At 45.9% G+C, this 25095-nt stretch carries 19 protein-coding genes, 1 other RNA gene and 1 pseudogene; 12 read left to right on the top strand and 9 right to left on the bottom strand.

Annotation, left to right across the window (positions count from 1 at the left end):
* Window positions 1–204: 204 nt before the first annotated feature.
* Together lpxB and surE are read right to left on the bottom strand one after the other, a co-directional pair.
* Window positions 205–1362, bottom strand: a complete 1158-nt coding sequence (gene lpxB, locus RDP42_RS10575; protein WP_308763649.1) for a lipid-A-disaccharide synthase — start codon at window positions 1360–1362, stop codon at window positions 205–207.
* Window positions 1359–2132, bottom strand: a complete 774-nt coding sequence (gene surE, locus RDP42_RS10570) for a 5'/3'-nucleotidase SurE (protein WP_308763648.1) — start codon at window positions 2130–2132, stop codon at window positions 1359–1361. Before surE ends, lpxB begins: the two co-directional genes overlap by 4 nt.
* 212 nt (window positions 2133–2344) lie before the next feature.
* Between surE and RDP42_RS10565 the strand changes: the two genes are divergently transcribed.
* The 5 genes from RDP42_RS10565 to RDP42_RS10545 all read left to right on the top strand — a co-directional run bounded on the left by RDP42_RS10565 (window position 2345) and on the right by RDP42_RS10545 (window position 8447).
* Window positions 2345–3112, top strand: coding sequence for a ParA family protein (locus tag RDP42_RS10565; RefSeq protein ID WP_022354499.1), 768 nt, complete (start codon window positions 2345–2347; stop codon window positions 3110–3112).
* Between the two features lie 6 nt (window positions 3113–3118).
* The gene (locus RDP42_RS10560; protein WP_204476335.1) at window positions 3119–4015 is read left to right on the top strand and encodes a ParB/RepB/Spo0J family partition protein; all 897 of its coding nucleotides are present in this window, start codon (window positions 3119–3121) and stop codon (window positions 4013–4015) included.
* A gap of 13 nt (window positions 4016–4028) precedes the next feature.
* Entirely contained in the window at window positions 4029–4814 is a 786-nt protein-coding gene (locus tag RDP42_RS10555) for a DUF5683 domain-containing protein (protein WP_374046978.1), read from the top strand.
* 3 nt (window positions 4815–4817) lie between these two features.
* Window positions 4818–6089, top strand: coding sequence for a transglycosylase SLT domain-containing protein (locus tag RDP42_RS10550; RefSeq protein ID WP_308763646.1), 1272 nt, complete (start codon window positions 4818–4820; stop codon window positions 6087–6089).
* Window positions 6090–6164: 75 nt separating this feature from the next.
* Window positions 6165–8447 carry a RelA/SpoT family protein gene (locus RDP42_RS10545; RefSeq protein ID WP_308763645.1) on the top strand — a complete coding sequence of 761 codons (2283 nt, stop codon included), beginning with the start codon at window positions 6165–6167 and terminating at the stop codon, window positions 8445–8447.
* A 179-nt stretch (window positions 8448–8626) separates the two neighbouring features.
* Here RDP42_RS10545 and ssrA read toward each other — a convergent pair.
* Window positions 8627–9023: a transfer-messenger RNA gene (gene ssrA, locus RDP42_RS10540) on the bottom strand.
* Between the two features lie 105 nt (window positions 9024–9128).
* Window positions 9129–10307, bottom strand: a complete 1179-nt coding sequence (locus RDP42_RS10535) for a phosphoribosylaminoimidazolecarboxamide formyltransferase (RefSeq protein WP_303912146.1) — start codon at window positions 10305–10307, stop codon at window positions 9129–9131.
* Between the two features lie 159 nt (window positions 10308–10466).
* Here RDP42_RS10535 and RDP42_RS10530 point away from each other — a divergent pair, with 159 nt between their 5' ends.
* Complete coding sequence (locus tag RDP42_RS10530; RefSeq protein WP_204476911.1) at window positions 10467–11024, top strand: carbonic anhydrase; 558 nt, start codon at window positions 10467–10469, stop codon at window positions 11022–11024.
* Between the two features lie 69 nt (window positions 11025–11093).
* Here the strand turns inward: RDP42_RS10530 and RDP42_RS10525 are convergent, their stop codons facing one another.
* A complete protein-coding gene (locus RDP42_RS10525) occupies window positions 11094–13388 on the bottom strand; it encodes an inorganic phosphate transporter (RefSeq protein WP_308763644.1) in 2295 nt (764 codons plus the stop codon).
* A 243-nt stretch (window positions 13389–13631) separates the two neighbouring features.
* On the opposite strand from RDP42_RS10525, the pseudogene RDP42_RS10520 reads away from it, so the two are divergent.
* From RDP42_RS10520 to rodA, 6 genes and pseudogenes are all read left to right on the top strand, one after another.
* A pseudogene (locus RDP42_RS10520) lies at window positions 13632–14216 on the top strand (IMP cyclohydrolase); the annotation flags it as partial.
* A gap of 80 nt (window positions 14217–14296) precedes the next feature.
* On the top strand, window positions 14297–15319 hold the full coding sequence (locus tag RDP42_RS10515; protein WP_204476917.1) for a rod shape-determining protein: 1023 nt from the start codon (window positions 14297–14299) through the stop codon (window positions 15317–15319).
* A gap of 87 nt (window positions 15320–15406) precedes the next feature.
* Window positions 15407–16258: a rod shape-determining protein MreC gene (mreC, locus tag RDP42_RS10510; protein WP_308763643.1), complete on the top strand. Its 852-nt coding sequence runs from the start codon at window positions 15407–15409 to the stop codon at window positions 16256–16258.
* Between the two features lie 26 nt (window positions 16259–16284).
* Entirely contained in the window at window positions 16285–16785 is a 501-nt protein-coding gene (gene mreD, locus RDP42_RS10505) for a rod shape-determining protein MreD (protein WP_204476932.1), read from the top strand.
* Window positions 16785–18635, top strand: coding sequence for a penicillin-binding protein 2 (gene mrdA, locus RDP42_RS10500; protein WP_308763642.1), 1851 nt, complete (start codon window positions 16785–16787; stop codon window positions 18633–18635). Before mreD ends, mrdA begins: the two co-directional genes overlap by 1 nt.
* A complete protein-coding gene (gene rodA, locus RDP42_RS10495) occupies window positions 18616–20070 on the top strand; it encodes a rod shape-determining protein RodA (protein ID WP_303912137.1) in 1455 nt (484 codons plus the stop codon). Before mrdA ends, rodA begins: the two co-directional genes overlap by 20 nt.
* Here rodA and RDP42_RS10490 read toward each other — a convergent pair.
* The 4 genes from RDP42_RS10490 to cls form a co-directional block, all read right to left on the bottom strand.
* Entirely contained in the window at window positions 20029–20595 is a 567-nt protein-coding gene (locus RDP42_RS10490) for a gliding motility lipoprotein GldH (protein WP_308763641.1), read from the bottom strand. The two genes, rodA and RDP42_RS10490, sit on opposite strands and share 42 nt — an antisense overlap.
* On the bottom strand, window positions 20582–21976 hold the full coding sequence (gene ricT / locus RDP42_RS10485; RefSeq protein ID WP_308763640.1) for a regulatory iron-sulfur-containing complex subunit RicT: 1395 nt from the start codon (window positions 21974–21976) through the stop codon (window positions 20582–20584). Before ricT ends, RDP42_RS10490 begins: the two co-directional genes overlap by 14 nt.
* A 6-nt stretch (window positions 21977–21982) precedes the next feature.
* Window positions 21983–23113, bottom strand: coding sequence for a DNA polymerase III subunit delta' (gene holB, locus RDP42_RS10480; RefSeq protein ID WP_308763639.1), 1131 nt, complete (start codon window positions 23111–23113; stop codon window positions 21983–21985).
* A 106-nt stretch (window positions 23114–23219) separates the two neighbouring features.
* Window positions 23220–24500, bottom strand: a complete 1281-nt coding sequence (cls, locus tag RDP42_RS10475; protein ID WP_308763638.1) for a cardiolipin synthase — start codon at window positions 24498–24500, stop codon at window positions 23220–23222.
* Window positions 24501–25095 lie beyond the last annotated feature (595 nt).

The following is a 25095-nucleotide window of genomic DNA, read 5'->3' as shown; positions in this document are numbered from 1 at the left end:
TTTACTGACGGAATCGGAAGAGGTCATCTGGCTTCTTCAGAAGTGTCATGTCCTGATGGATAGAATTATGTAAGAATACATGGAAAATTGACAATAAAAAATGGCATATGAAGATGATAGACCATAATCATTTCATATACCATCTTATTTTGGGGACATTTACTGAATATCCCTTTTTATATCCTACAAATGCAAGTCCTCCATTCATTTGGAATGCGAGGACTTGTTCTTTTTCTGTCGTAAACATTCTACCATTTGAGAAGCAGCCCTGTCGGAAGCTCCGGCCTCACCAAGCAGATTAATCAGCCTCTCATATCCCTGCAACATCTGTTCCCGGCCCTCACCACTAGGAAGAATCCGGGCCAGCTGCGTCTTCACATTTTCCACCGTCATTCCATCGGCCACCAGCTCGGCCACCACTTCACGCCCGGCAATCAGATTGACCAACGAGATGTATTTTACCTTTAATATATGCCGCCGCAAAAACGACACAAGCTTGCCGGCTGCCGTGTAGTAACATACCACCTGAGGAACACGGAACAATGCCGTTTCCAAGGTAGCCGTACCGCTCGTCACCAAAGCAGCCGTGGCGTGGGAAAGTAAATCATAGGTCTGCCCGAACACAATTTCCGCATTCTCTCCCATATAGGCCCGATAAAACTCCGGTGCAATGCCCGGCGCCCCTGCGATAACGAACTGATATTCCGGGAACGACCGGGAAGCCTCTATCATACGCGAAAGATTGTCTTTTATCTCCTGTTTCCGGCTCCCGGCCAACAATGCCACGATAGGTTTGCTACCCAATTTGTTACGTGCCACAAACTGAGCAAAATCTTCCGAGTATGCCTGTTGGAAACCATCGACGGCATCCACACACGGATTGCCTACATAATGAATAGGATAGGAATGTTTCTCGAAGAAATCTACCTCAAACGGAAGGATGGAAAACAGCTCGTCCACATCGCGCTTGATGTTCTTGATGCGGTATTCTTTCCATGCCCATATTTTGGGCGAGATGTAATAAAAAATTGGAATACGGGTATGCGCCTTGATATATTCAGCAATTTTCAGGTTGAATCCCGGATAGTCGACCAAAATCAACACATCCGGCTGCCAACCAACAATGTCTTGCTTACAAAAGTCCATGTTTCGGAAAATCGTACGCAGATGCAGCAATACTGGAATAAATCCCATATAGGCCATATCCTTGTAATGCTTGACCAAAGTGCCTCCCACGGCCGCCATCAAATCGCCTCCGAAAAAACGAAATTCAGCAGCTGGATCATTCTTTTGCAAGGCTTTCATCAAATTCGAGGCATGCAAGTCACCCGAAGCTTCTCCTACAATCAAATAGTATTTCATACCTGAAAATTCCAGTGAGTCATCTCTTCCTTTAAAGCATAAGCCGTCACATCAATCTGTGTGGGGGTAATAGCCACATATCCATGGTCAAGCGCCCAATGATCCGTATCTTCCGCATCAGGTTCATTGTTCTTGTAAGAACCTGTCAACCAGTAATAATAGCCTCCCCTCGGATGCTCTGCCTTCACGAATTCATTGGTCCACACGCCATTTGTCTGCCGGCAGACACGTACCCCTTTCAATTCCTTTACATTGGGGATGTTCACATTCAGGCAAGTACCTGAAGGCAAGCCATGTACCAGCACCTCCTCTACAATACGCTGTATATACGGGAATGTAGGAGTAAAATCCGCTTCCGCATCATGATTGCAAAGAGAAAAACCCACCGAAGGGATGCCTTTCAAACAACCTTCAATCACCACTCCCATCGTACCGGAATAATGTACATTGACCGAAGAATTATCTCCGTGGTTGATTCCGCCAATCACCATATCGGGCACCCGAGGAACCAGTTCGTGCAAGGCCAGTTTCACACAGTCTACCGGTGTTCCCGTACAACTATATAAAACAAAGCCAGGTTCTGAAGCCAATTGTTTGCAACGCAAAGGATGTTCTGACGTAATGGAACCTGAAGCTCCCGAACGGGGACCGGAAGGAGCTACCACCATCAAATCAGCCATCGGTCGCAACACTTTTATCAATTCCTGAATTCCTTTTGCAGCATAGCCGTCGTCGTTCGACAACAGCAGAAACGGTTTCTCTTTCACCATATTATCATTCAATCTTTTTATGAGTGTAAAGTTACAACAAATCTTAATCTTACCAAACCGGGTCACACAATTAAGCAAAAATATATATCTTTGCCCGCGTGAAGTTATTAACAGATGAGGTGACTTTTCAACACTTTCCCAAAAGTCATGGAATTTTAATTGACACTGTCACCAATTATTAGTTACTTCGCAATCAGAATAAACTGATTAATATGGGAAAAATTATTGCTTTGGCCAACCAAAAAGGAGGAGTAGGCAAAACTACCACGACGATTAACTTGGCTGCATCTTTAGCTACTCTCGAGAAGAAAGTACTAGTGATTGACGCTGACCCTCAGGCAAATGCCTCATCTGGTCTAGGCGTGGACTTGAAAGACATTGATTGTTCAATCTACGAATGTTTAATCAATCAGGCAGACATCCGGGAAGCTATTTACACCACCGATATTGACGGATTAGACATCATACCTTCTCACATCGACCTGGTAGGTGCTGAAATTGAAATGTTGAACCTGGAGAACCGTGAGAAAATCATGCGACACGCACTGGAACCGATGAAAGACGAATATGACTACATACTAATAGACTGCTCGCCTTCGCTCGGCTTGATTACCATCAATGCATTGACTGCTGCCGACTCGGTAATCATTCCAGTTCAATGCGAATACTTTGCGTTGGAAGGAATTAGCAAACTGCTGAATACCATCAAGATTATCAAGACAAAACTGAATCCTTCGCTGGAAATTGAAGGATTCTTACTAACCATGTTTGACTCACGTCTGCGTTTGGCTAACCAGATTTATGACGAAGTGAAACGACATTTCCAGGAGCTGGTATTCAAAACCATCATCCAGCGTAATGTCAAACTGAGTGAAGCTCCCAGCCACGGTATTCCGGCCATCCTTTATGATGCAGAATCCACCGGAGCAAAAAACCATTTGGCCCTGGCCAACGAAATTATAACCAAAAACAGCAAATAAAAGTATATGGCAGTACAGAAAAAATTTGCATTAGGACGAGGACTGGATGCCTTGATATCTCATGAAGAGGTAAAGACCTCCGGCTCATCCTCTATCAACGAAATAGAATTGAGCAAGATATCGGTCAATCCCAACCAACCTCGCCGGGAGTTTGATCCGATTGCTTTACAGGAACTGGCAGACTCCATTGCTGAAATTGGTATCATACAGCCTATCACCCTACGTCAAATCAGCGAGGATTCTTATCAGATCATTGCAGGAGAAAGACGTTACAGAGCTTCCATATTAGCGGGACTAAAAACCATACCGGCTTATATCCGCACGGCAGACGACGAGAATGTCATGGAAATGGCATTGATCGAAAATATACAGCGCGAAGACCTGAATTCACTGGAAATCGCACTGGCTTACCAGCACCTGATTGAACAGTATGAACTGACACAGGAACGACTCAGCGAACGAATAGGCAAGAAACGTACGACTATCGCAAATTACCTACGGTTACTAAAACTACCGGCTCCCATTCAGATGGCTCTGAAAAACAAGGAAATCGACATGGGACATGCACGTGCATTACTGACTTTAGATGACCCTAAAACGCAGATACGTATTTTCAATGAAATCGTAAGTCAGGGATATTCTGTCAGAAAGGTAGAAGAAATCGTGAAGGCACTGGCCAGCGGTGAAAGTGTGAAAAGCGGAGGAAAAACCATTACTCCCAAAGGGACACAATTGTCAGAAGAATACTCTATGCTGCAAAACCATTTGTGCAGTTTCTTCGGCACAAAGGTACAGCTATCTTGCAGTAATAAAGGAAAAGGAAAAATCAGCATTCCTTTTAACAGCGAAGCAGACCTGGAAAGAATTATGGAGATTTTAGACTCTTTGAAAAAAACAGAATAAACGACCACTTCAGTTGAGAGCACATACACTTACATATTTACTATCGTTTATCTTGTTACTCTGCACCCCTTATTGGGGGGGCATGGAAGTACATGCCCAACGTGCCAAGAAACACCGGGAAGGCATATTGACCACCGACTCCATCCGCCTGAAGCATCAAGCGGACAGCTTGGCACTGGCCGATACCACAGATTTGCAGCGACAGCTGAACCTGAAAAATCTGGAAGCTCCCGTAGATACAGCTGCATTGGCACAACAAAACGATTCTTTACAACATGCCCAACCTCAGCCCATAGAAAAAAAACGCTGGATACCTAATTCCAACAGGACAGTATGGTTAGGATTGGTCATCCCAGGGGCCGGACAAATCTACAACCGGAAATACTGGAAGTTACCCATCATTTATGGAGGCTTCGTAGGATGTGCCTACGCCCTGACGTGGAACAGCCAGATGTACAAGGACTATTCGCAGGCCTATCAGGACATCATGAGCAACAATCCGAACAACAAAAGCTACGAAAACTTCCTTCCTCCTGGAACCAATGTAAATGACCGGCTTGAATATTGGCAAGAATTATTTCGTACACGTAAAGACCTTTATCGCCGCCAACGTGACCTAAGTATATTTGCATTTATTGGTGTATATTTATTATCGGTGATTGATGCCTATGTGGATGCCGAACTTTCTGATTTTGACATCAGCAAAGACCTCAGCATGAAATGGGAACCCACCATCTTTAACGATGCATTCCGCAACCGTCCCCAAGGAGTCGGCTTGCAATGCTGTATTAAATTTTAAACAATGAGAAAGCTACTTTTCAGTTTACTGACTGCCACAATCTGCAGTGCGTCCTCCCTTTTTGCACAGCAAACGGAGAAAACCATTACTGTACAATCTGCAAACGGACAAGAAGACATTATAGACTTACCGGAAGGTATGATATCCACCACCGACAGCCTTTATCTGGACTGGATATCCAAACACTATATCAACCCGGCAGAGAACTGTACGATGACTACCCAGAACCCAGAAGTCAGCGATTCAATCTATATGGATCGTCTGCAACGGATTCCGGCCATCATCGAGATGCCTTACAATGATATCATACGGAAATTCATCGACATGTATGCCACTCGCCTGCGACAGAAAGTATCTTTCATGTTAAGTGCAAACAACCTATACATGCCCATTTTTGAAGAAGCTCTCGATTTATATGACCTTCCACTGGAACTTAAATACTTGCCTGTCATTGAATCGGCATTGAATCCGACAGCCACTTCCGCACAAGGAGCCGTAGGCCTATGGCAGTTCATGCTTCGTACCGGTCAGGTATATGGTCTGAAAGTCAATTCACTGGTAGACGAACGGAGAGATCCGATCAAATCTACACGAGCCGCAGCCCGCTACTTGAAAGATTTATTTGATATCTACCACGACTGGAACCTCGTGTTAGCAGCCTACAACTGCGGACCGGGTACCATCAACAAAGCCATCCGCCGAGCTGGAGGTGAAAAAGACTTCTGGAAGATTTACAATTACCTTCCCAAAGAAACCAGAGGCTATGTACCTGCATTTGTAGCAGCCAATTACATCATGACTTATTATTGCGAGCATTACATCAGCCCTATGGAAATGAACATGCCCGAAAGTACGGATACAGTTCACATCAACCGTCCACTAAATCTGAACCAGATAGCTGAAGTATGCAAGATGGATATCGACCAGCTGCGTGCCCTGAACCCTGAATTCAAGAAGGATATCATTCCAGGCAATGAAAAACCTTATGCTTTAAGATTGCCAACCCAGATGATGAGCTGCTTCATCGACCATGAAGACAGTATTTACAATTATAAGCCAGAGGTTTATCAGACGCGCCGCAATACCGTAACGGTCAGCAATAGCAGTACGAGCAAAAGTCAGAGTAAAGGGAAAGCCGTATACCATCGCATCCGTAATGGAGAGACATTAGGAAGCATTGCAGCCAAATATGGCGTAAGTGTAAACCAACTCCGACGATTGAACGGCATCAAGGGAAGCAACATCCGAGCAGGCAAATCACTACGTGTCCGATAAGAAAAGGAAGCATTTGCTTGTTTGATTCGTATTTTTCTCTATTTTTGCATTATCGATTCAAAGAAGGGAGAGAATATGACTGAGGAGAAACTTACGCAGGAACAAGCAGATGAGCAACTGATAGACAATGCCTTTCAGGAGTTATTGGACCGATACCTTGAAAGCAAACACCGGAAAAAGGTAGAAATTATTACAAAAGCCTTCAACTTCGCCCGACAAGCTCACAAAGGAGTGCGCAGACGTTCGGGCGAACCTTATATATTGCATCCCATAGCCGTAGCACGTATTGCATGCGTGGAAATCGGATTAGGGTCTACTTCTATCTGTTCTGCACTACTTCACGATGTAGTGGAGGATACAGACTATACTGTGGAGGACATCGAAAATCTGTTCGGGCCTAAAATAGCCCAGATTGTGGACGGGCTGACAAAGATTTCCGGAGGAATCTTCGGAGACAGAGCTTCTGCCCAAGCTGAAAATTTCAAGAAACTACTCCTTACGATGAACGATGACATCCGTGTCATCCTCATCAAAATAGCGGACCGCCTGCACAACATGCGTACACTTGGTTCCATGCTGCCCAGCAAACAATATAAAATTGCAGGAGAAACCCTTTATATTTATGCGCCACTGGCCAACCGCTTAGGCCTGAACCGTATCAAGACTGAGTTAGAGGATCTGAGCTTCAAGTACGAACATCCAGAAGCCTATCAGCAGATAGAAGACAAATTGAAAGCCACACAAGCTGAACGAGAAAGTTTGTTCGAAGAATTCACAGCTCCTATCCGCGCACAACTCGATAAAATGGGACTTCCCTATCGGATACTCGCACGAATCAAGTCGCCTTATTCCATCTGGAATAAAATGCAGAACAAGCACATCACCTTCGAAGAAATCTACGATATTCTGGCTGTACGTATCATATTTACTCCCAAAAACGAAGAAGAAGAGTTGAATGACTGCTTCAACATCTATGTAGCCATTTCCCGCATATACAAGCCACATCCCGACCGCTTGCGCGACTGGGTCAGCCATCCGAAAGCCAACGGCTATCAAGCTCTCCATGTAACTCTGATGAGTAACAAAGGACAATGGATTGAAGTGCAGATTAGAAGTGAGCGAATGAACGACGTAGCTGAACAGGGTTTTGCTGCACACTGGAAATACAAAGAAGGAGGAGGTAGTGAGGATGAAGGTGAACTCAGCAAATGGCTGAAAACCATTAAAGAAATCTTGGATGACCCGCAACCGGATGCCATTGACTTCCTGGACACCATCAAACTGAACCTGTTTGCCTCTGAAATTTTCGTGTTTACTCCCAAAGGGGAAATCAAGACCATGCCACAGAATGCAACGGCACTGGATTTTGCCTTCTCTATTCATACTTTCTTAGGAAGTCACTGTATCGGAGCCAAAGTCAACCACAAACTGGTGCCTCTTAGCCACAAGCTGCAAAGCGGAGACCAAGTAGAGATTCTGACCTCCAAAGCCCAGAAGGTACAACCTTCATGGATTAACTTTGCCACTACGGCCAAAGCCAAAGCCAAAATTCTGTCTATCCTGAAGAGGGAACGCAAAGAAACCCAACAGACGGGAGAAGACATGTTACACGACTTCTTTACCAAAGAGGGCATTGAAGCCAATGATACCAACATACAGAAACTTTGTACACTCCATAAGTTGAAATCGCCTGAAGAACTCATGTATCAAATAGGGCAAAAGATCTTCACATTGGGAGAAGCCGACAAAAATGAACTCAAAGAAAAGCCGACACCGACCAACTGGAAAAAATACATTGTATTTGCTTTCGGTGGAGGAAACAAGTCAAAAACACAGGACAGTGTACCTCCCAAAGAAAGTGCTCCTCAACTCAATATTGACAAGAAAAAAGTAGTCCGACTGACTCCTGACGAGATACAGAAACACTATATCATTGCAGATTGCTGCAAACCAATTCCGGGTGATGACGTGTTAGGATACATTGATGACAACAACCGCATTATCATCCACAAACGGCAATGTCCGATTGCAGCCCAACTAAAAACGAGCTTCGGCAACCGATTGCTGGCCGTACAGTGGGAAATCGGAAAAGCCCTCAATTTCCCGGTGAATGTCTATATGAAAGGCATTGATGGTATTGGTGTACTGAACCAAGTGACACAGATTATCTCGCAACAACTTAACGTCAACATCCACAAATTGAACATTGAATCAAATGATGGAATTTTCGAGGGACGAATCCAACTCTTTGTACACGATGTGGACGATGTGAACACCATCTGTGAGAACCTGAAAAAGTTGGACAGCATCAAGAAGGTGACTCGAATTGAGAACTTTGACGATGCCATTGCAGATTAACCAAATTCCAATCACTTCTTAACCGGCATATATTCTCCAGACATCAAAGAATATATGCCGTTTTTTATTCTTCTATCTACAAATAAGTCAATAGAGCCAAGAAAGGGGAACTAATCAGGAGAAGACAAAAATGATATAAAAAGAAAAAACCGCTGAAAATCAGCGGTTCTCAAGAATCTTCGTGGAGCTGGAGGGAGTCGAACCCTCGTCCAAACAAGGAAGCCATATGCTTTCTACATGCTTATCTCTGCCTTCGGTTTTCGTGCATAAGCAAGACCAGAGCCACCCACTTATACCTTAGTCCCTAAAATTTCATTTCAGCCTCGGAACCCGACTGAAACTATTCCCGAATTTGCTGTGCCGCTTGACCAAACGCTTCGGAACAAGAGCTTTTGAGCGACATCTCGTTTCCATCACTGTGACGGAAATAAAGCTAATCTACTATTCTTCGATTAAGCAGCGAGAGCATAATTTTCGTTGCCAGATAATTGTTCAGTAACTGAGATTATAGTGCAAATCACTGACGCACTGCATGCTTACATACCACATCTCTCGCTGTCAAAACCAAACAACCCCAAGATTGAGTATTAAAGTGGGAGCAAAGATAGCAAATCTTCAACGATTTACAAAAAAAGAGGTGCAAATTTGCACCTCTCCTCTTTTTATCTCTTTCCTTCAGAATTAATGATGGAACAGACGGATGCCTGTGAATGCCATGGCAATGCCATATTTATCGCATGTTTCAATCACATTGTCATCACGTACAGAACCACCAGCCTGAGCGATATATTCTACTCCACTCTTGTGTGCACGTTCAATGTTATCACCAAACGGGAAGAATGCATCAGAGCCCAAAGATACTCCTTTCAACGTATCCAGCCATGCACGTTTTTCCTCGCGGGTCAGCACTTCCGGCTTTTCCGTAAAGAACTGCTGCCATACGCCATCTGCCAATACATCGTCATGGTCATCGCTGATATAAATATCAATGGTGTTGTCACGATCAGCACGATGAATTTTTTCTACCCAAGGCAGATTCAATACTTTCGGATGCTGACGCAGGTACCAGATATCGGCCTTGTTACCAGCCAGACGTGTACAATGGATACGGCTCTGCTGTCCGGCACCAATACCGATAGCCTGTCCATCCTTCACATAGCATACAGAATTTGACTGTGTATATTTCAATGTAATCAAGGCAATCATCAAGTCACGCTTGGCAGCCTCCGGGAAGTTCTTGTTCTGTGTCGGAATATTGGCAAACAATTCCGGACCGTTCAGCTTCACTTCATTTCTTCCCTGTTCAAACGTAATGCCAAACACATCCTTGTGTTCAATCGGAGCCGGACGATAGTTCGGATCAATCTTGATGACGTTGTAAGTTCCCTTACGTTTCTTCTTCAAGATTTCCAATGCCACATCTGTATACCCCGGAGCAATTACCCCATCGGAAACCTCACGACTGATGAAACGGGCTGTTTCTTCATCGCATACATCGCTCAAGGCAATAAAATCACCGTAAGACGACATACGGTCAGCTCCACGGGCACGCACATACGCATTTGCCAGCGGAGACAAAGGCAAATTATCCACAAAATAGATTTTCTTCATGGTTTCATCCAGTTCCAGACCGATTGCGGCTCCGGCAGGACTCACGTGCTTGAACGAAGTGGCAGCCGGCATGCCGGTAGCTTCTTTCAGTTCTTTCACCAACTGCCATCCGTTGAACGCATCCAGGAAGTTAATATAACCGGGACGTCCGTTCAATACTTCAATAGGCAGTTCTCCCTCCTGCATAAAAATGCGGGCCGGCTTCTGGTTAGGGTTGCAGCCGTACTTGAGTTCGAGTTCTTTAGCCATATTTTAAGAGTTTGGTTGAATTTGCTACAAAAGTACGAAAAAATCAGACGCGCATTTCACGATAAGTACATGATTTTGGAGATTCTATCGGGAAGCGTCGGGAAAATCACAAAATAAATCTGTATTTTTGTCCGTATTCTACACAAAAGAGAAAGAACTATGATAGACGAATTATTACACTTCAACAAAACATTTGTAGAGAGCAAGGGATATGAAAAGTACATCACCAACAAATATCCTGATAAAAAAATTGCCATTGTCACTTGCATGGATACCCGTTTGACAGAACTGTTACCTGCCGCACTGGGCATCAAGAACGGAGATGTCAAAATCATCAAGAATGCTGGAGGTACCATCACCCACCCATTCGGAAGCGCCATGCGAAGCTTGCTGGTAGCCATCTATGAATTAGGCGTGGAAGAAGTGATGATTATCGGACACACTGATTGCGGTGTGCAGCACATGGACAGTCAGGTGATGCTGCGTCACATGCGTGAAAGAGGAATTTCGCAAGACCACATCGAAATGATGCAATATTGCGACATTGATCTGAATTCCTGGCTCAGCGGCTTCAACGATACAGAAGAAGCCGTACAGAAAAGCGTACATATCGTACGCCATCATCCATTGGTACCACAGGACATCCGGGTCAGAGGATTCATCATGGATTCCACCACAGGCAACCTCACCGAAATAAAAGAAGATGAATCCAAATAAACAAAGAAAGGGGCCAACAAGAAAAAATCTTGCCGGCCCCTTTTTATTAATTCAAAAAGCAAATCAGAATCAACGATCTTCCGCCAAAGTCAATATGGCAACCTCTTTCGGCACGTAATCCCCTTGGAAGAAACGGCTGGCACGCAACAGATGGCGCCAAATACTTACCAACTCCTGAGATTCCTGAAGGATATTCAAATAGACCATAGCAGCCTTCAAGCTTGTATTGTCAGACTCCTGCATCCGGTTCATCTGCTGTTTGCGCAAAGCAGAAATATTGTTTTTCAACTCATCTCCTTTTTTCAGAATATCATCCGTATCCGCATAGTTTCCAGTACTGATAACCTGCTTGGTACGCTCCATCAGGTTGCAAAGCTGTTCACGTATCGGGAGGAATTCTTTCACGCAATCCGGTGAAATCGGATTAAAGTTATTGTCCACATGCTCTTTACACGGTTCACAGATTCGCTTCAAGCAGTAAAGCATCTGTTCACAACTGTTGCTACCCAAATGGAACCATGTATTTTTCTCGATAGCGACTGTCATAGGCAGACGGCGCAATCCCAAAATTTCTTTCCGGCGACGCTTCTTGAGCATCTTTTTCTGATCGTCCGTGGCATTCATGGCCTTCCGTAGACTGCGCAAGTCTTCATTAATAAATCCGTCAGTCACCTGTACGTAGGTTTTCTCACTGAAATCCACGTAGCTGGCCAAGGTCTCCTGCACATGCTGACGAAGCAACGCCAATGTTTCGCTCTTGTCCTTGCTGCTCATCATCCGCTTGAACACATCGTCCTGACCTTCCACCTGTTCTTTCTTCTTGTATTTAATATTGCTGCGTACAAGCAAAACCACAGCGACTACAATGAACACAAACATACCGAAGAAGCTGGTGTAGAACATCACCAAGGTTACCAGCGCACAAATCGTGAAAGCTACGAACGCCGTAATAAACCAGCCACCAATCACGGAAAGCATACCTGTGATACGATATACAGCACTCTCACGACTCCAGGCACGGTCGGCCAGTGAACTACCCATCGCTACAATAAAGGTCACATAAGTGGTAGACAACGGTAACTTCATGGTAGTACCAATAATAATCAGCAATCCAGACAATACCAGATTCACTGAAGCACGTACCATATCGAATGCAGCTCCATCATTCAGAATCACTTCATCCTTGTTGAAACGACTGTCAATCCAGCGACGCATACCCACCGGAATCACACGTACCAGAAAATCATTGATATTGGTAGCACGACGCACGATGACACGAGCCAGTGCAGAAGAGCCAAACATCTCATCGCCCTCTTCCTGGCGAGCCAAATCGACCGAAGTCTTAATCACATTTTTTGCCTTTTTGGAAGTGGCCAGCGCATACACCATAATGATACCTGAAGCAATCAGGAAGATAGCCGGTGTCTTGGCAGAAGACATCAGAGAAGACATCATGAAATCGTGGATACCTGTTCCGTTTGAGTTGGCTACATAATCCGTATAAGCAGAGAAACCTGCCAAAGGTACTCCGATGAAGTTCACCAAGTCATTTCCGGCAAAAGCCAATGCCAATGAGAAGGTTCCCAACAATACTATAATCTTAAACACATTCACCTTGCACCAGTGCAGAATTTGCATGATGACGGTAAACACCACAAAACATCCACCCACCAGCATCGGCGTATTGTCTTGAATCCACTGCTGTTTTTCAGGTGTCATGAAGGTGGCCGTCTTCAAACCTTGTATAATGATGAAGTAGCCCAATGCTGTCACGGCAATTCCACCGAACACACCGATGGTCCATGATAGATGTTTCTTATAATTGAAGCTAAAAATAAGTCGGGATACATACTGTACAATGGTACCCGCAATGAAAGCCACCGCTACAGAAAGGAAGATACCCATAATCACCGAAAGGGCCTTTTCTGTATTCATCATATCGCCCAAGCTTAACATACCGGTTTCATCGCCAATAATCTTCAAAATTGCCAGGATAAACGTACCTCCCAACAACTCAAACACCATAGATACGGTCGTGGAAGTAGGCAAGCCCAACGTATTGAATACATCCAGCAACACCACGTCTGTCACCATTACCGCCAACAGAATACACATAATTTCATAGAAGCTGAAATTTACAGGCTGGAAAATACCGTGGCGGGCAATATCCATCATTCCATTACTTAACACAGCTCCGGCAAAGACTCCGATAGCAGCCACAATAATAATGGTTTTAAACTTTGCGACCTTTGCACCCACAGCCGAATTCATAAAGTTCACCGCGTCGTTACTGACACCTACCAGCAAATCGAAGACTGCCAGCATAAACAGGAATATGACAATTCCTAAATAAATAGTTTCCATAACTTGTTTTGCTAAGTTTTTTCCGAGTGCAAAAGTATTTCATACTTGTTATAAACAAATGTCATAGATGTTACAATCGTGTTACAAAATTTCAGAAAGGAACCCAATAAGGGGGATATTTACAAGAAGGTCTACGGTAAAACTTTCAATGTGAATGTAAAAAAAAGATATTTTATTCCTGCTATCCTATATTTATCACCTGAAAATTCGTAATTTTGCGGCTGAATTCAAAATCTCAAAATTATGTCAGAATCAAAGAAAATCAAAACCGCATTGGTGTCTGTTTACCATAAAGACGGCTTGGATGCTATTTTAGCAAAACTCCATGCCGAAGGAGTTGAGTTCCTGTCAACAGGGGGAACACGTCAGTTCATTGAATCACTGGGATATCCCTGCAAGGCAGTGGAAGACATCACCACTTATCCATCAATTTTAGGAGGACGTGTAAAGACCTTGCACCCTAAAATTTTCGGAGGTATCCTTTGCCGCAGAGAATTGGAAAGCGACCAGAAACAAGTAGCTCAATATGAAATTCCGGAAATCGACCTGGTCATTGTAGACCTGTATCCATTTGAAGATACCGTTGCCAGCGGTGCAGCTGAACAGGATATCATCGAAAAGATTGATATAGGTGGTATCTCATTGATTCGTGCCGGAGCCAAGAATTTCAACGATGTAGTCATCGTAGCCAGCAAACACCAGTATCAGCCGTTGCTGGACATTTTGAACAAACAAGGTGCCGTAACTACACGCGAACAACGTCGCTGGTTTGCCGGTGAAGCCTTTACCGTATCTTCACACTACGATACTGCTATCCGCGACTATTTCAAGAAATAAAAAGGGAAGCCAGTTACTTTACCTTTCTTATACGGATATATTAATTCAAAATTCTAGACTTATTATAAGGAATGGGATTATTCTCCTTTACACAAAACATAGCGATGGACCTTGGCACAGCCAATACCATCATTACCTGCAACGATAAGATCGTGGTAGACGAACCCTCTGTTGTTGCATTGGATCGCCGCACGGACAAAATGATTGCCGTGGGTGAACGTGCCAAGCTGATGTACGAAAAAGAAAACCCGAACATCCGTACTGTACGTCCCTTGCGCGACGGAGTAATTGCAGACTTCAATGCCTGCGAACAAATGATGCGCGGATTAATCAAAAAGGTAAATACCGGACGCCATCTTTTCACTCCTTCCCTGCGTATGGTAATTGGTGTACCCTCAGGTTCTACAGAAGTGGAGCTTCGTGCCGTACGCGACAGCGCGGAACATGCAGGTGGACGTGACGTTTACCTTATTTTTGAGCCAATGGCTGCTGCCATCGGTATCGGACTTGACGTGGAAGCACCGGAAGGAAACATGGTGGTAGATATAGGTGGAGGTTCTACCGAAATCGCCGTGATTTCTTTAGGAGGCATCGTGTCTAACAACTCTATCCGCGTGGCGGGTGATGATTTGACAGCCGACATCCAGGAATACATGAGCCGTCAGCACAACGTCAAAGTCAGTGAACGAATGGCTGAACGTATCAAGATTCACGTAGGAGCAGCTATTACTGACTTGGGCGACAATGCACCTGAAGATTACATCGTACGAGGACCTAACCGCATCACAGCCCTTCCGATGGAAGTGCCAGTATGCTATCAGGAAATCGCACACTGCATGGAGAAAAGCATTGCCAAAATAGAGACGGCCATCTTGAGTGCATTGGAGAATACACCTCCTGAATTGTATGCCGATATCGTAAACAACGGTATCTACCTGGCTGGAGGTGGAGCACTGCTGCGCGGTCTGGACAAACGTCTCACCGACAAGATCAACATTCCTTTCCACGTGGCCGAAGATCCCTTGCTGAGCGTAGCCAAAGGAACCGGTATCGCCTTGAAAAATGTAGATCGGTTCTCATTCCTGATGAGATAATCTCATAAAATTGAAAATGAAGGGGTCGCAAGGTTCCTTCATTTTCAATTTTCATTTTTTGTTTATACACCATTCAGACTCTCTTACATGAGAAATCTTATCAATTTCCTGCTGAAATATAATTATTGGTTCGTTTTCGTTCTTTTGGAAATCATTTCCCTTGTCCTGCTGTTCCGTTTCAACAATTATCAGGGAAGTGCTTTCTTCACTTCGGCCAACTATGTGGCAGGACTGGTGTACGAAGCCTCCAACCAAGTCACACGTTATTTCGGACTTACAGAAGTCAACAAAGGCCTTACTGCACGAAACGTAGAGCTGGAAATTGAAGTGGAACGCCTTTCACAAGCCCTGGAACAATATACACAGGATACTACCGGTATAGCCACTCTCCGCGAAAACGCACTGAAAGATTATGTGCTCTACGATGCCAGAGTGGTGAACAATAGTATAACTCACCCCAATAATTTCATTACCATCGACAAAGGATCGGCCGACGGCATCCGTCCGGAAATGGGAGTCGTATGCGGCAACGGGGTGGTAGGCATCATCTATCTGACCGGTCAGCACCACTCCATTGTACTGCCTATACTTAACTCCAAGAGCAGCATCAGCTGCAAAATCAAGCGGACGTCTTATTTCGGCTTTCTCAAATGGGATGGGGGTTCCTCACAATATGCTTACGTGAAAGATATGCCCAGACACTCGGAATTTACTTTGGGCGATACCATCGTGACAAGTGGATACAGTGCCGTTTTCCCTGCAGGAATACCGGTAGGAACAGTGGATGATATGACCGACAGCCACGACGGCTTATCTTATTTGCTCAAAGTGAAACTCTTCACCGATTTCGCCCGCCTGAACGATGTCAGGGTATTGGGTTCCTTCAACGGGACCGAACAGGCACAGTTAGAGGACAGTATCCGCTCCGTGCAACCATAAAGATTAACAACACAAAAGTTTGGGAAATTATGCAATACATCATACGCCTTAAATGGTTTATAATCCTGGTCTTGCTTCAGGCACTGGTGCTGAATCACATCCATTTTGAACAATATGCAACGCCCTTATTATATATTTATTTCTTATTGAAAATCAATTCAGGGAATAGCCGGAAAGGACTTCTGCTTTGGGCTTTTTTCCTGGGGCTCTGCATCGATGTGTTCAGCAATACCCCTGGTCTGAATGCGGCAGCTTCTGTACTGACAGCTTTCTGCCGCCCTTGGATTCTGCGTCTGTTCTCATTGCGTGACACGACGGAGAACTTTGAGCCAGGTATCTACCAGATGGGCTTCACCCCATTCTTCCGGTACACCCTGACTCTTGTATTGTTGCATGCGGTCATCTTAAACCTGCTGGACATGTTTTCTTTCGCCAAGCCACAAATATTGTTGCTGAAAATAGCCAGCGATGCAGCCATCACGCTCATTCTCATCTTATGTATTGATTCTGTCAGGAGGAAAAAATAGTGGAAAGAAATTACGATCTTGAAAAGCGGAAATACGTCATTGCCGGTGCAGTCGTGGTGATTGTACTGATTTTTCTTATACGCCTCCTTACCTTGCAGATTATGAGTGAAGACTATAAGAAAAATGCCGACAGCAACGCTTTTCTCAAACGGATACAATACCCCAGCCGCGGAGTTATCTACGACCGTAATGACAAGCTGCTGGTCTACAACCAGGCTGCCTATGACATTACAGTCATCATGAAGGAAATTACCGAACTGGATACAACCGACTTATGCCAGACACTGAAAATCACGCCGGAGTTCCTGCGGAAGAAATTTCATGACATCAAAGACCGTCGCCTCAATCCGGGATATTCTCCCTATACCAATCAGGTATTCCTGACCCAGCTGTCGGCAGAAGACTGTGGCGTATTTCAGGAGAAACAGTTCAAGTTCCCTGGCTTCTATATCCAGCGTCGTACCATCCGGCAATACACTTATAACGCCGGTGCCCATATTTTAGGCGACATCGCCGAGGTATCCAAATCAGACATGGAAAAGGACGATTACTACATCCCCGGCGACTTTATCGGGAAACTGGGGGTAGAACGCTCGTACGAAAAACAGCTGCGAGGCGAAAAAGGTATCGAGATATTGCTGCGCGATGCCCGCGGACGTATTCAAGGAAACTATATGGACGGTAAGTTCGACAAGGTACCGGTAGCCGGCAAGAACCTGCGGCTCAGCCTGGATATCGAACTTCAGCAACTGGGCGAACGGTTGCTTGAAGGAAAAATCGGAAGTATTGTAGCCATAGAGCCGTCTACCGGTGAAGTGCTCTGCCTGGTTTCTTCGCCTTCCTACGACCCACGCCAGATGGTGGGCAGAAACCGAGGAAAAAATCACCTGATACTGGCCCGTGACCCGTGGAAGCCCCTGCTGAACCGTGCCATTATGGGTACTTATCCTCCAGGCTCTACCTTCAAGACCTCACAGGCACTGACCTACTTACAGGAAGGTATCATTACCACCGGCACCAGTTATCCCTGTAACGGGGGATTCAATTTCAGAGGACTCCACGTAGGCTGTCACTCGCACCCCTCGCCGCTTCCGCTGATTCCGGCCATAGCGACCTCGTGCAACGGTTACTTCTGCTGGGGACTTTATCACATGATTGGAGCCCGCCAGAAATACGGTTCCGTACAGAAAGCCCTCAATACCTGGAGAGACTATATGGTATCCATGGGATTCGGCTATCCCTTGGGAATAGACCTTCCCGGTGAAAAAAGAGGGTTCATCCCCAATGCCAGCGTATACGACAAGGCCTATCATGGTTCTTGGAACGGACTGACCATCATCAGTATTTCCATCGGACAGGGAGAGGTGACACTGACTCCGCTGCAAATAGCCAACTTAGGAGCTACCATTGCCAACAGAGGCTATTTCATCACGCCCCATGTGGTGAAGGAAGTGGAAGGTGAACCTCTCGATACGCTCTACTCAAAGAAACGGTACACCATGGTAGACCGCTCTCACTACGAAGAAGTGGTACAAGGCATGCGCGCAGCCGTACTGGGCGGAACCTGCCGGGGAGCCAACCTGCCCGACATTGAAGTCTGCGGAAAGACCGGTACAGCCCAGAACCGAGGAAAAGACCACTCCGCTTTCATGGGATTTGCCCCAATGAAAGACCCGAAAATTGCCATTGCCGTATATGTAGAGAACGGAGGATTCGGTACTGTATACGGAGTGCCCATCGGACGGCTCATGATTGAGAAGTATCTGAAAGGAAAGCTTTCGGAAGAAGACGAAACATTGGCAACAGAAATTCAAAACAGGAGGATTGATTATGGGATTCACGAGAGGTAGCGTATGGAAGAATGTGGACTGGTGGACCATTGCACTTTATCTGGTGCTGGTCATCTGCGGCTGGTTCAGCGTATGCGGAGCAAGCTATGATTACGGAGAGCCCAATTTCTTCGACATCACGACACGTGCCGGCAAGCAGCTCATGTGGATAGGCTGTTCGCTGGGACTGGGATTCGTCATACTCATGCTCGAAGACCGCATTTACGACACATACGCCTACCTGATTTACGGCGTCCTGCTCCTGCTTCTTTTCGGCACCATCTTCAACCCGCACGAAATCAAAGGTTCACGTTCGTGGATCGTACTCGGACCCGTCAGCCTGCAACCGGCAGAGTTCGCCAAGTTTGCCACGGCATTGGCATTAGGAAAATACATGAACGAATACACCTTCCAGATGCAGCGCACCCGCCACCTGATCGCAGTATTAGGCATCATCCTGCTGCCGATGATATTGATTATTCTCCAGAAAGAAACCGGTTCCGCCTTGGTATACCTTTCTTTCTTTCTCATGCTGTATCGGGAAGGTATGACAGGTGCCGTATTGTTCTCCGGCATCTGCGCCGTTATCTTCTTTATTGTCGGACTCCGGTTTGGAGCTGAGATTATGCCCGACGACATGACCTCCTGGGGAGAATTTTCCGTACTGACCCTGATCATCCTGCTATCTGCTTTTTTGGTGGGAAGATTCTGTCGGCAAGTTCCCCAATTGCCAATTTATATCTTTGGCATTGGAGGAGGAGGAACTCTGTTGGGCACCCTGTTTTCCAACTACGTAATCCCGTTTAATGTCTGCCATTTGCAACTGGTCATTTGCGGAGCCATCGTGATTGCACTTCTTTACTTCTACCTCAAGGAACAAATAAGGGAATATCTCTATATCATTTTGTTTGTCATCGGGTCAGGAATATTCTTCTTTTCGACCGACTATGTATTCAACCACGTGCTGGAGCCTCATCAGAAAATCCGAATCGAGGTACTGTTAGGAATGAAGGACGACCCGGCAGGAGCCGGATACAACGTCAACCAAAGCAAGATTGCCATCGGTTCCGGAGGATTGTTTGGAAAAGGATTTCTCAACGGTACACAGACCAAACTGAAGTATGTGCCCGAACAGGACACCGACTTTATTTTCTGTACCATCGGCGAAGAACAAGGATTTGTGGGATCGGCCGTTGTCATCTCCCTCTTCATGGCACTTATTCTCCGCCTCATCGTGCTTTCAGAACGGCAGGAAACTCGTTTTGGAAGGGTATATGGCTACTGTGTGCTGGGTATCTTTTTCTTCCACCTCTTCATCAATGTGGGAATGGTACTCGGACTGACCCCTGTCATCGGAATCCCTCTTCCCTTCTTCAGCTACGGAGGGTCTTCCTTATGGGGATTTACCATTCTGCTATTTGTGTTCCTCCGCATTGACGCCGCCCGGGAAAAATAAGCGGATGCCAACATCCGAAACGCCTGGCAGTGGATTCTGCCGCATCAAGTGGGTCACCCGGAACTGGCGTCCGATGGAATCGGCTGTCAGTACCACCGGCTTGTCGTACAAGTAAGTAGCCTGATACAACCCGCCGATAGCTCCCTCATGACTCCATTTTCCTTTCTCATCGGCCAGGTAAATATGCAAGGTATCTGTATGCGGGGGAAGAGAATCCCCGTCGATTTGAGTCACCGAGAGCCAGATATCCCGATAAGGATAAGTCCCGGTGTGACGGATACCCACTTCCATCCGGCAGGTTCCCGCAGGCACATCCGGAGGAAGATTGAACACCAAAGAATCCGTTTTCTGCCAGCTTCCCTCTCCAGGTACCGACTGATACACATGATACTTCGTATCCGTATGGCAGGCAGACAGCCACAGACACAGTCCACACAGAAGTAGTCCAGCTTTTACCTTTTGAAAAAAGAGAGGCATACACGGGAATCCCGGTATGCCCATTGTCCATTTTTTATGCTTGTACATCTGAATTCGAGTTACGTTCCGGACGTTTATTCCCTTCATTATTATTGTTCCGGCGGAAATTCCGTCTTCCGTTCCGGCTCGGACGAGGTTCCTGACTCGCATTGGCTTCTCCCTGCGGCGTATTTCCTGCAGCAGCCTGAGGAGCCTGATTGTTGACCTTGGAACGAGGCGGACGGTTATTCCGGGCCTGAGGTCCTCTGTTTTCCCGTTCTTTTCCTCCCTCGGGGGCAGTGCCATTGCCACGGACCTCTGCCGAGGCTGCAGGCTGATTACCCGGCTGGGGAGCTGCCTTTGATTTCTTTTTCCGATTTCTTGCCGCCTTCGCCTTGTCGAAACGCGTCAGACTCTCCTGTTCCAGCAAATCTTTGGAACGCTGCGAATCGTGAGGCGATGTCTCTTCATCCAACTTTTCCGGTTTCTCACCCCGCTTGTTCATATTCAGCACTTCAAAAGCCCGGCGGGCAGAAATCGTCACCTCATTGGCCAAGAAACTCTTGTCCGTACTGTAAGTAATGGTTCCTTTCAGAATATCAGCCTTGAAATAATAATAGACATTATCCAAGGTTTCAAGTGTAATCTCCTTGCTGGGCAGTCTCTTCTGGCATTCCACATAGGCATCCACTTCATAGTTCAGACAGCATTTCAGCTTGGCACACTGTCCGGCCAGTTTCTGCGGATTCAATGAAATATCCTGAAAACGTGCGGCACTGGTAGATACAGACACAAAATTCGTCATCCAGGTAGCGCAACAAAGCTCACGTCCACAGGGGCCGATTCCTCCGATACGTCCGGCTTCCTGACGGGCACCAATCTGTTTCATTTCGATACGCACCCGGAATGTTTCGGCCAGCACCTTAATCAACTGACGGAAGTCCACCCGCTCATCGGCGATGTAATAGAAGATGGCCTTGTTACCATCACCCTGATATTCCACGTCACCGATTTTCATCTGAAGTCCCAGATTCTCCGCAATCTTGCGCGAACGGATCATCGTGTCATGTTCACGCGATTTGGCCTCATCGTATTTTTCCAGGTCCACCGGTTTCGCCTTCCGGTAAATGCGACGTATTTCCGCATCCGGCTTCAGGTTGGCTTTCCGCATCTGCAAGGGTACCAGTCGCCCGGTCAGTGTCACCGTACCGATGTCATGTCCCGGACTGGCTTCTACCGCCACGATGTCGCCCTTTACCAAGTGCAGACCGTTACTGTTCTTGTAATAGCCTTTCCGGGTATTCTTGAACTGTACTTCCACCATATCCTGTTCTTCTGCATTACCCGGGATATCGGCCAGCCAGTCGTAGGTATTCAGTTTATTATTCTGTCGTCCACAGCCTCCACAGCAGAGTCGGCCGCTTCCGTTTTTTAGCTTAAAATCATCCATATATTGTTACTGTTGTTTCATTTCTACAATCATTCTCAGTGCCATGTCAAAAAAAACCATTTTCGGATTGACGTTCTGTTCAATGTGCACCTGCGCCTCTTCCAGCAGTCCGGTCACCGAAAAGATATTCCGCTCGTTAATATAAGGTGCAAAACGGGTGGCAAACTGCATCTCCTCCGGACTCAAGTAAATCATATCCGGCTGGCGGAAATTGCAGATAAAGTTCTCGCGCACCATCCGCTGGCAATATTCCAGCAGATTCTTCTGCCGTTCGCGCCCCATGCCTGCCACCTGTTCACTCCAGGCTTTCAGGCTACGAATGTCACGTTTATAGGCTGTACGCATCAGATTCACAAAAAGTTCGAAACAAAGTTTGTGTTCTTCACCCAAGTGTACGTTTTCTACCGCCCTCAACAGGCTTCCCGCCGAACGATGCGCAATGTCACGAGCATCTTCCTGCGGCAGCATATATCGGTTTTCCAGGTAACGCTCAATATCTGCCTCCTGCAAAGGCTTCAGATGCACCCGCTGCGTACGGCTTACAATCGTAGGCAGCAACAAGTCGGGCTCTTCACTGACCAGCAGGAATACGGTCTTCAAAGGAGGCTCTTCCAACAGCTTCAAAAGCTTGTTGGCACACTCCACATTCATCTTTTCCGGCAGCCAGACCAGCATCACCTTATATCCTCCCTGACTGGCTTTCAACGACAATTTACGTTGAATCTCATCACTCTCGCGCACATAAATCTGCGGCTGCTGATTGCCGGCATCTATCATCCGCATCCATTCCTGAAGGTCGGCATACGGATTACGCTCCAGCATTTCGCGCCATTGAGGAAGGAATTCATCGCACACTACGTCACGCCCCGCCTTTTTTTTCACTACCGGAAACACAAAATGCATGTCGGGATGCGCCAGATGGTCCATCATCTTGCAGGAGTTGCACTGCCCGCAGGCATCTTCCTCTCCCGGATGATGGCAAAGCAAATAGCGTGAAAGAGCCAGTGCCATAGGCAGTTTTCCACTGCCGGAAGGCCCTGTAAGCAACAAAGCATGAGGCATCTTTCCACTCCGTACGTTGTGGATAAGCAGCTGCTTCACATCATCTTGTCCGATTACATCCTTAAAAAACGCCATGCGGTTCCGGTTCAAAAAATCAGGTTCTTTCTTCTGGAATTACTTCCATATAATCGGACAAAAATAAGAAAAAAATCGTAGTTTCGGGGTATATTCTCCCTTATTATTATATAACCGGGGTAAACAAATGTGCGAACCAGCCGACAAAACGCCGCCATACGCTCCGCTTTTTATACTCGTCGTGCGTCATGATTGTACTGTTAAGCTTATCCTGACGGAACACTTCCCCTAACTCGGCCGTTGTCGGCAAATCCAGTACAAATGCATTGATCTCATAATCATAACGCAGGCTGCGGCTGTTCAAGTTCGTGCTGCCTACCGTACAGAAGCGTTCATCCACCATCATAATCTTGGAATGATGAAATCCCCCGTTGAACACATAGATATGCGCGCCGGCCTTACGCAATTTGTTGGCTATATAAAACCCTGCATCGGGCGTAAATGAAATATCCGACTTTCCGGGTATCATGATTTCCACTCTCACTCCCCGTTGGGCCGCCCGCTTAATGGCATTCCGCACCTTCCGGGTAGGAGTAAAATACGGATTGATAATCTGCACCTTATGTTCCGCTGCATCCAAAGCGGCGATGTAAGCCTCCCGCATGATTTCCGGGCATACTTTCGGGATGCGCTGCACAATGGCCACTCTTCGTCCGGAGCCCACGCAGAAACTGTCGGGCACTACCGCACTTTCTTCCAGACCTTCATGGGTTTCCTTGTTCCACACCCCTAAAAACGCTTCTTCCAGGTATTTCACTGCCGGACCTTCTATGCGGATGTGCATGTCACGCCATGCCCCGATTTCCGGCAGACCGTTAATATAATAGTCGGCAATGTTCATTCCGCCCGTATAACCCACTTTCCCGTCGATAACCACAATCTTCTGGTGGTCCCGACAGAACACATGATTGACATAAGGGAAACGGATGGGGCTGAAGCGTGCCATTTCAATACCTCGGTCGGCCAGCATTTTCAAATGTTCTTTCCGCAACGGACGGCTGTTCGACAGGTTGCCGAAATCATCAAAAAGTGCCTTGATGACCACTCCTTCCTTCGCTTTTTCCGCCAGCAGCGTAAACAACTCCTTGGCAATGGAGTCACTCCGGAAATTGAAATATTCCAGGTGGATGTACTTTTCAGCCTTCTTGATATCCTCAAACAGATGTTCAAACTTGCTACGTCCACTTTTCAACAGCGTCATCCGGTTACAGGAAGTAATTGGAATATGCTTGCTCTCCAAAAAACGGGCAAACAAGGAGTCGGAAGGCAGATATACTTCCGCCGTATCCACTTCTTCCTGAGGCACAACGTATTCCACGTTCTTCCCTTGCGCTGAAGAGATGCCGCATACGGCCAGTATACACACGAATAATATATAGAATCTCACTTTTTTCCTCAAAATTGGTTATCGGACAAAAATATGGAATATTTCAGAAATCACAATAACTTCCCATACAGAATTGAAAGAATGACCAGCTATTCTGCCAAATCGCCTTATCCATTCCTTTTTTCATACTTTCATATTCTCTGTACCACAGTGTGGTTTTTATATCCCACACTGTGAAATATGTATCCCACACTGTGGTTTTTGTATCCCACAGTGTGGGACAGAGAATTTACCAGAAAGTTTCATACAAAACATAGAAGAAACAGAAAAAAATCTTCCGGGAAACACATAGAAAAGAAACCATGCTGACATCGACAGAGAAAAATGTAACCTACTCTTTACAAAATCAGGGGTTGACATCTAAAAATAGTGAAATTTTTCCGTAATTGCTGGAAATCCTCTCTTTTACCCCTATTTTTCCCGGAACAAAGATTCGTTTTTCAATGATAACTTTCCTATCTTTGCATCGAACAAAAAGAACAAAGACTTATACACTTTTATACATAACTTAAATACATAAGAATTATGGAATTTGTAACAAACGAAAAACTTACCATTGTTGGTGCTGCCGGTATGATCGGTTCTAACATGGCTC

This window comes from uncultured Bacteroides sp., assembly GCF_902472605.1.
In the GTDB taxonomy this organism is placed as follows: domain Bacteria; phylum Bacteroidota; class Bacteroidia; order Bacteroidales; family Bacteroidaceae; genus Phocaeicola.
This window is presented reverse-complemented; position numbering and strand designations above follow the sequence as displayed.

Coding starts and splice junctions, on each gene's coding strand:
- RDP42_RS10530 (WP_204476911.1), top strand. CDS start 10,467: ATGATAGACGAATTATTACACTTCAACAAAACATTTGTAGAGAGCAAG.
- surE (WP_308763648.1), bottom strand. CDS start 2,132: ATGGTGAAAGAGAAACCGTTTCTGCTGTTGTCGAACGACGACGGCTAT.
- RDP42_RS10525 (WP_308763644.1), bottom strand. CDS start 13,388: ATGGAAACTATTTATTTAGGAATTGTCATATTCCTGTTTATGCTGGCA.
- RDP42_RS10550 (WP_308763646.1), top strand. CDS start 4,818: ATGAGAAAGCTACTTTTCAGTTTACTGACTGCCACAATCTGCAGTGCG.
- RDP42_RS10515 (WP_204476917.1), top strand. CDS start 14,297: ATGGGATTATTCTCCTTTACACAAAACATAGCGATGGACCTTGGCACA.
- rodA (WP_303912137.1), top strand. CDS start 18,616: ATGGGATTCACGAGAGGTAGCGTATGGAAGAATGTGGACTGGTGGACC.
- mreC (WP_308763643.1), top strand. CDS start 15,407: ATGAGAAATCTTATCAATTTCCTGCTGAAATATAATTATTGGTTCGTT.
- RDP42_RS10545 (WP_308763645.1), top strand. CDS start 6,165: ATGACTGAGGAGAAACTTACGCAGGAACAAGCAGATGAGCAACTGATA.
- ricT (WP_308763640.1), bottom strand. CDS start 21,976: ATGGATGATTTTAAGCTAAAAAACGGAAGCGGCCGACTCTGCTGTGGA.
- holB (WP_308763639.1), bottom strand. CDS start 23,113: ATGGCGTTTTTTAAGGATGTAATCGGACAAGATGATGTGAAGCAGCTG.
- RDP42_RS10535 (WP_303912146.1), bottom strand. CDS start 10,307: ATGGCTAAAGAACTCGAACTCAAGTACGGCTGCAACCCTAACCAGAAG.
- RDP42_RS10565 (WP_022354499.1), top strand. CDS start 2,345: ATGGGAAAAATTATTGCTTTGGCCAACCAAAAAGGAGGAGTAGGCAAA.
- RDP42_RS10560 (WP_204476335.1), top strand. CDS start 3,119: ATGGCAGTACAGAAAAAATTTGCATTAGGACGAGGACTGGATGCCTTG.
- lpxB (WP_308763649.1), bottom strand. CDS start 1,362: ATGAAATACTATTTGATTGTAGGAGAAGCTTCGGGTGACTTGCATGCC.
- RDP42_RS10490 (WP_308763641.1), bottom strand. CDS start 20,595: ATGTACAAGCATAAAAAATGGACAATGGGCATACCGGGATTCCCGTGT.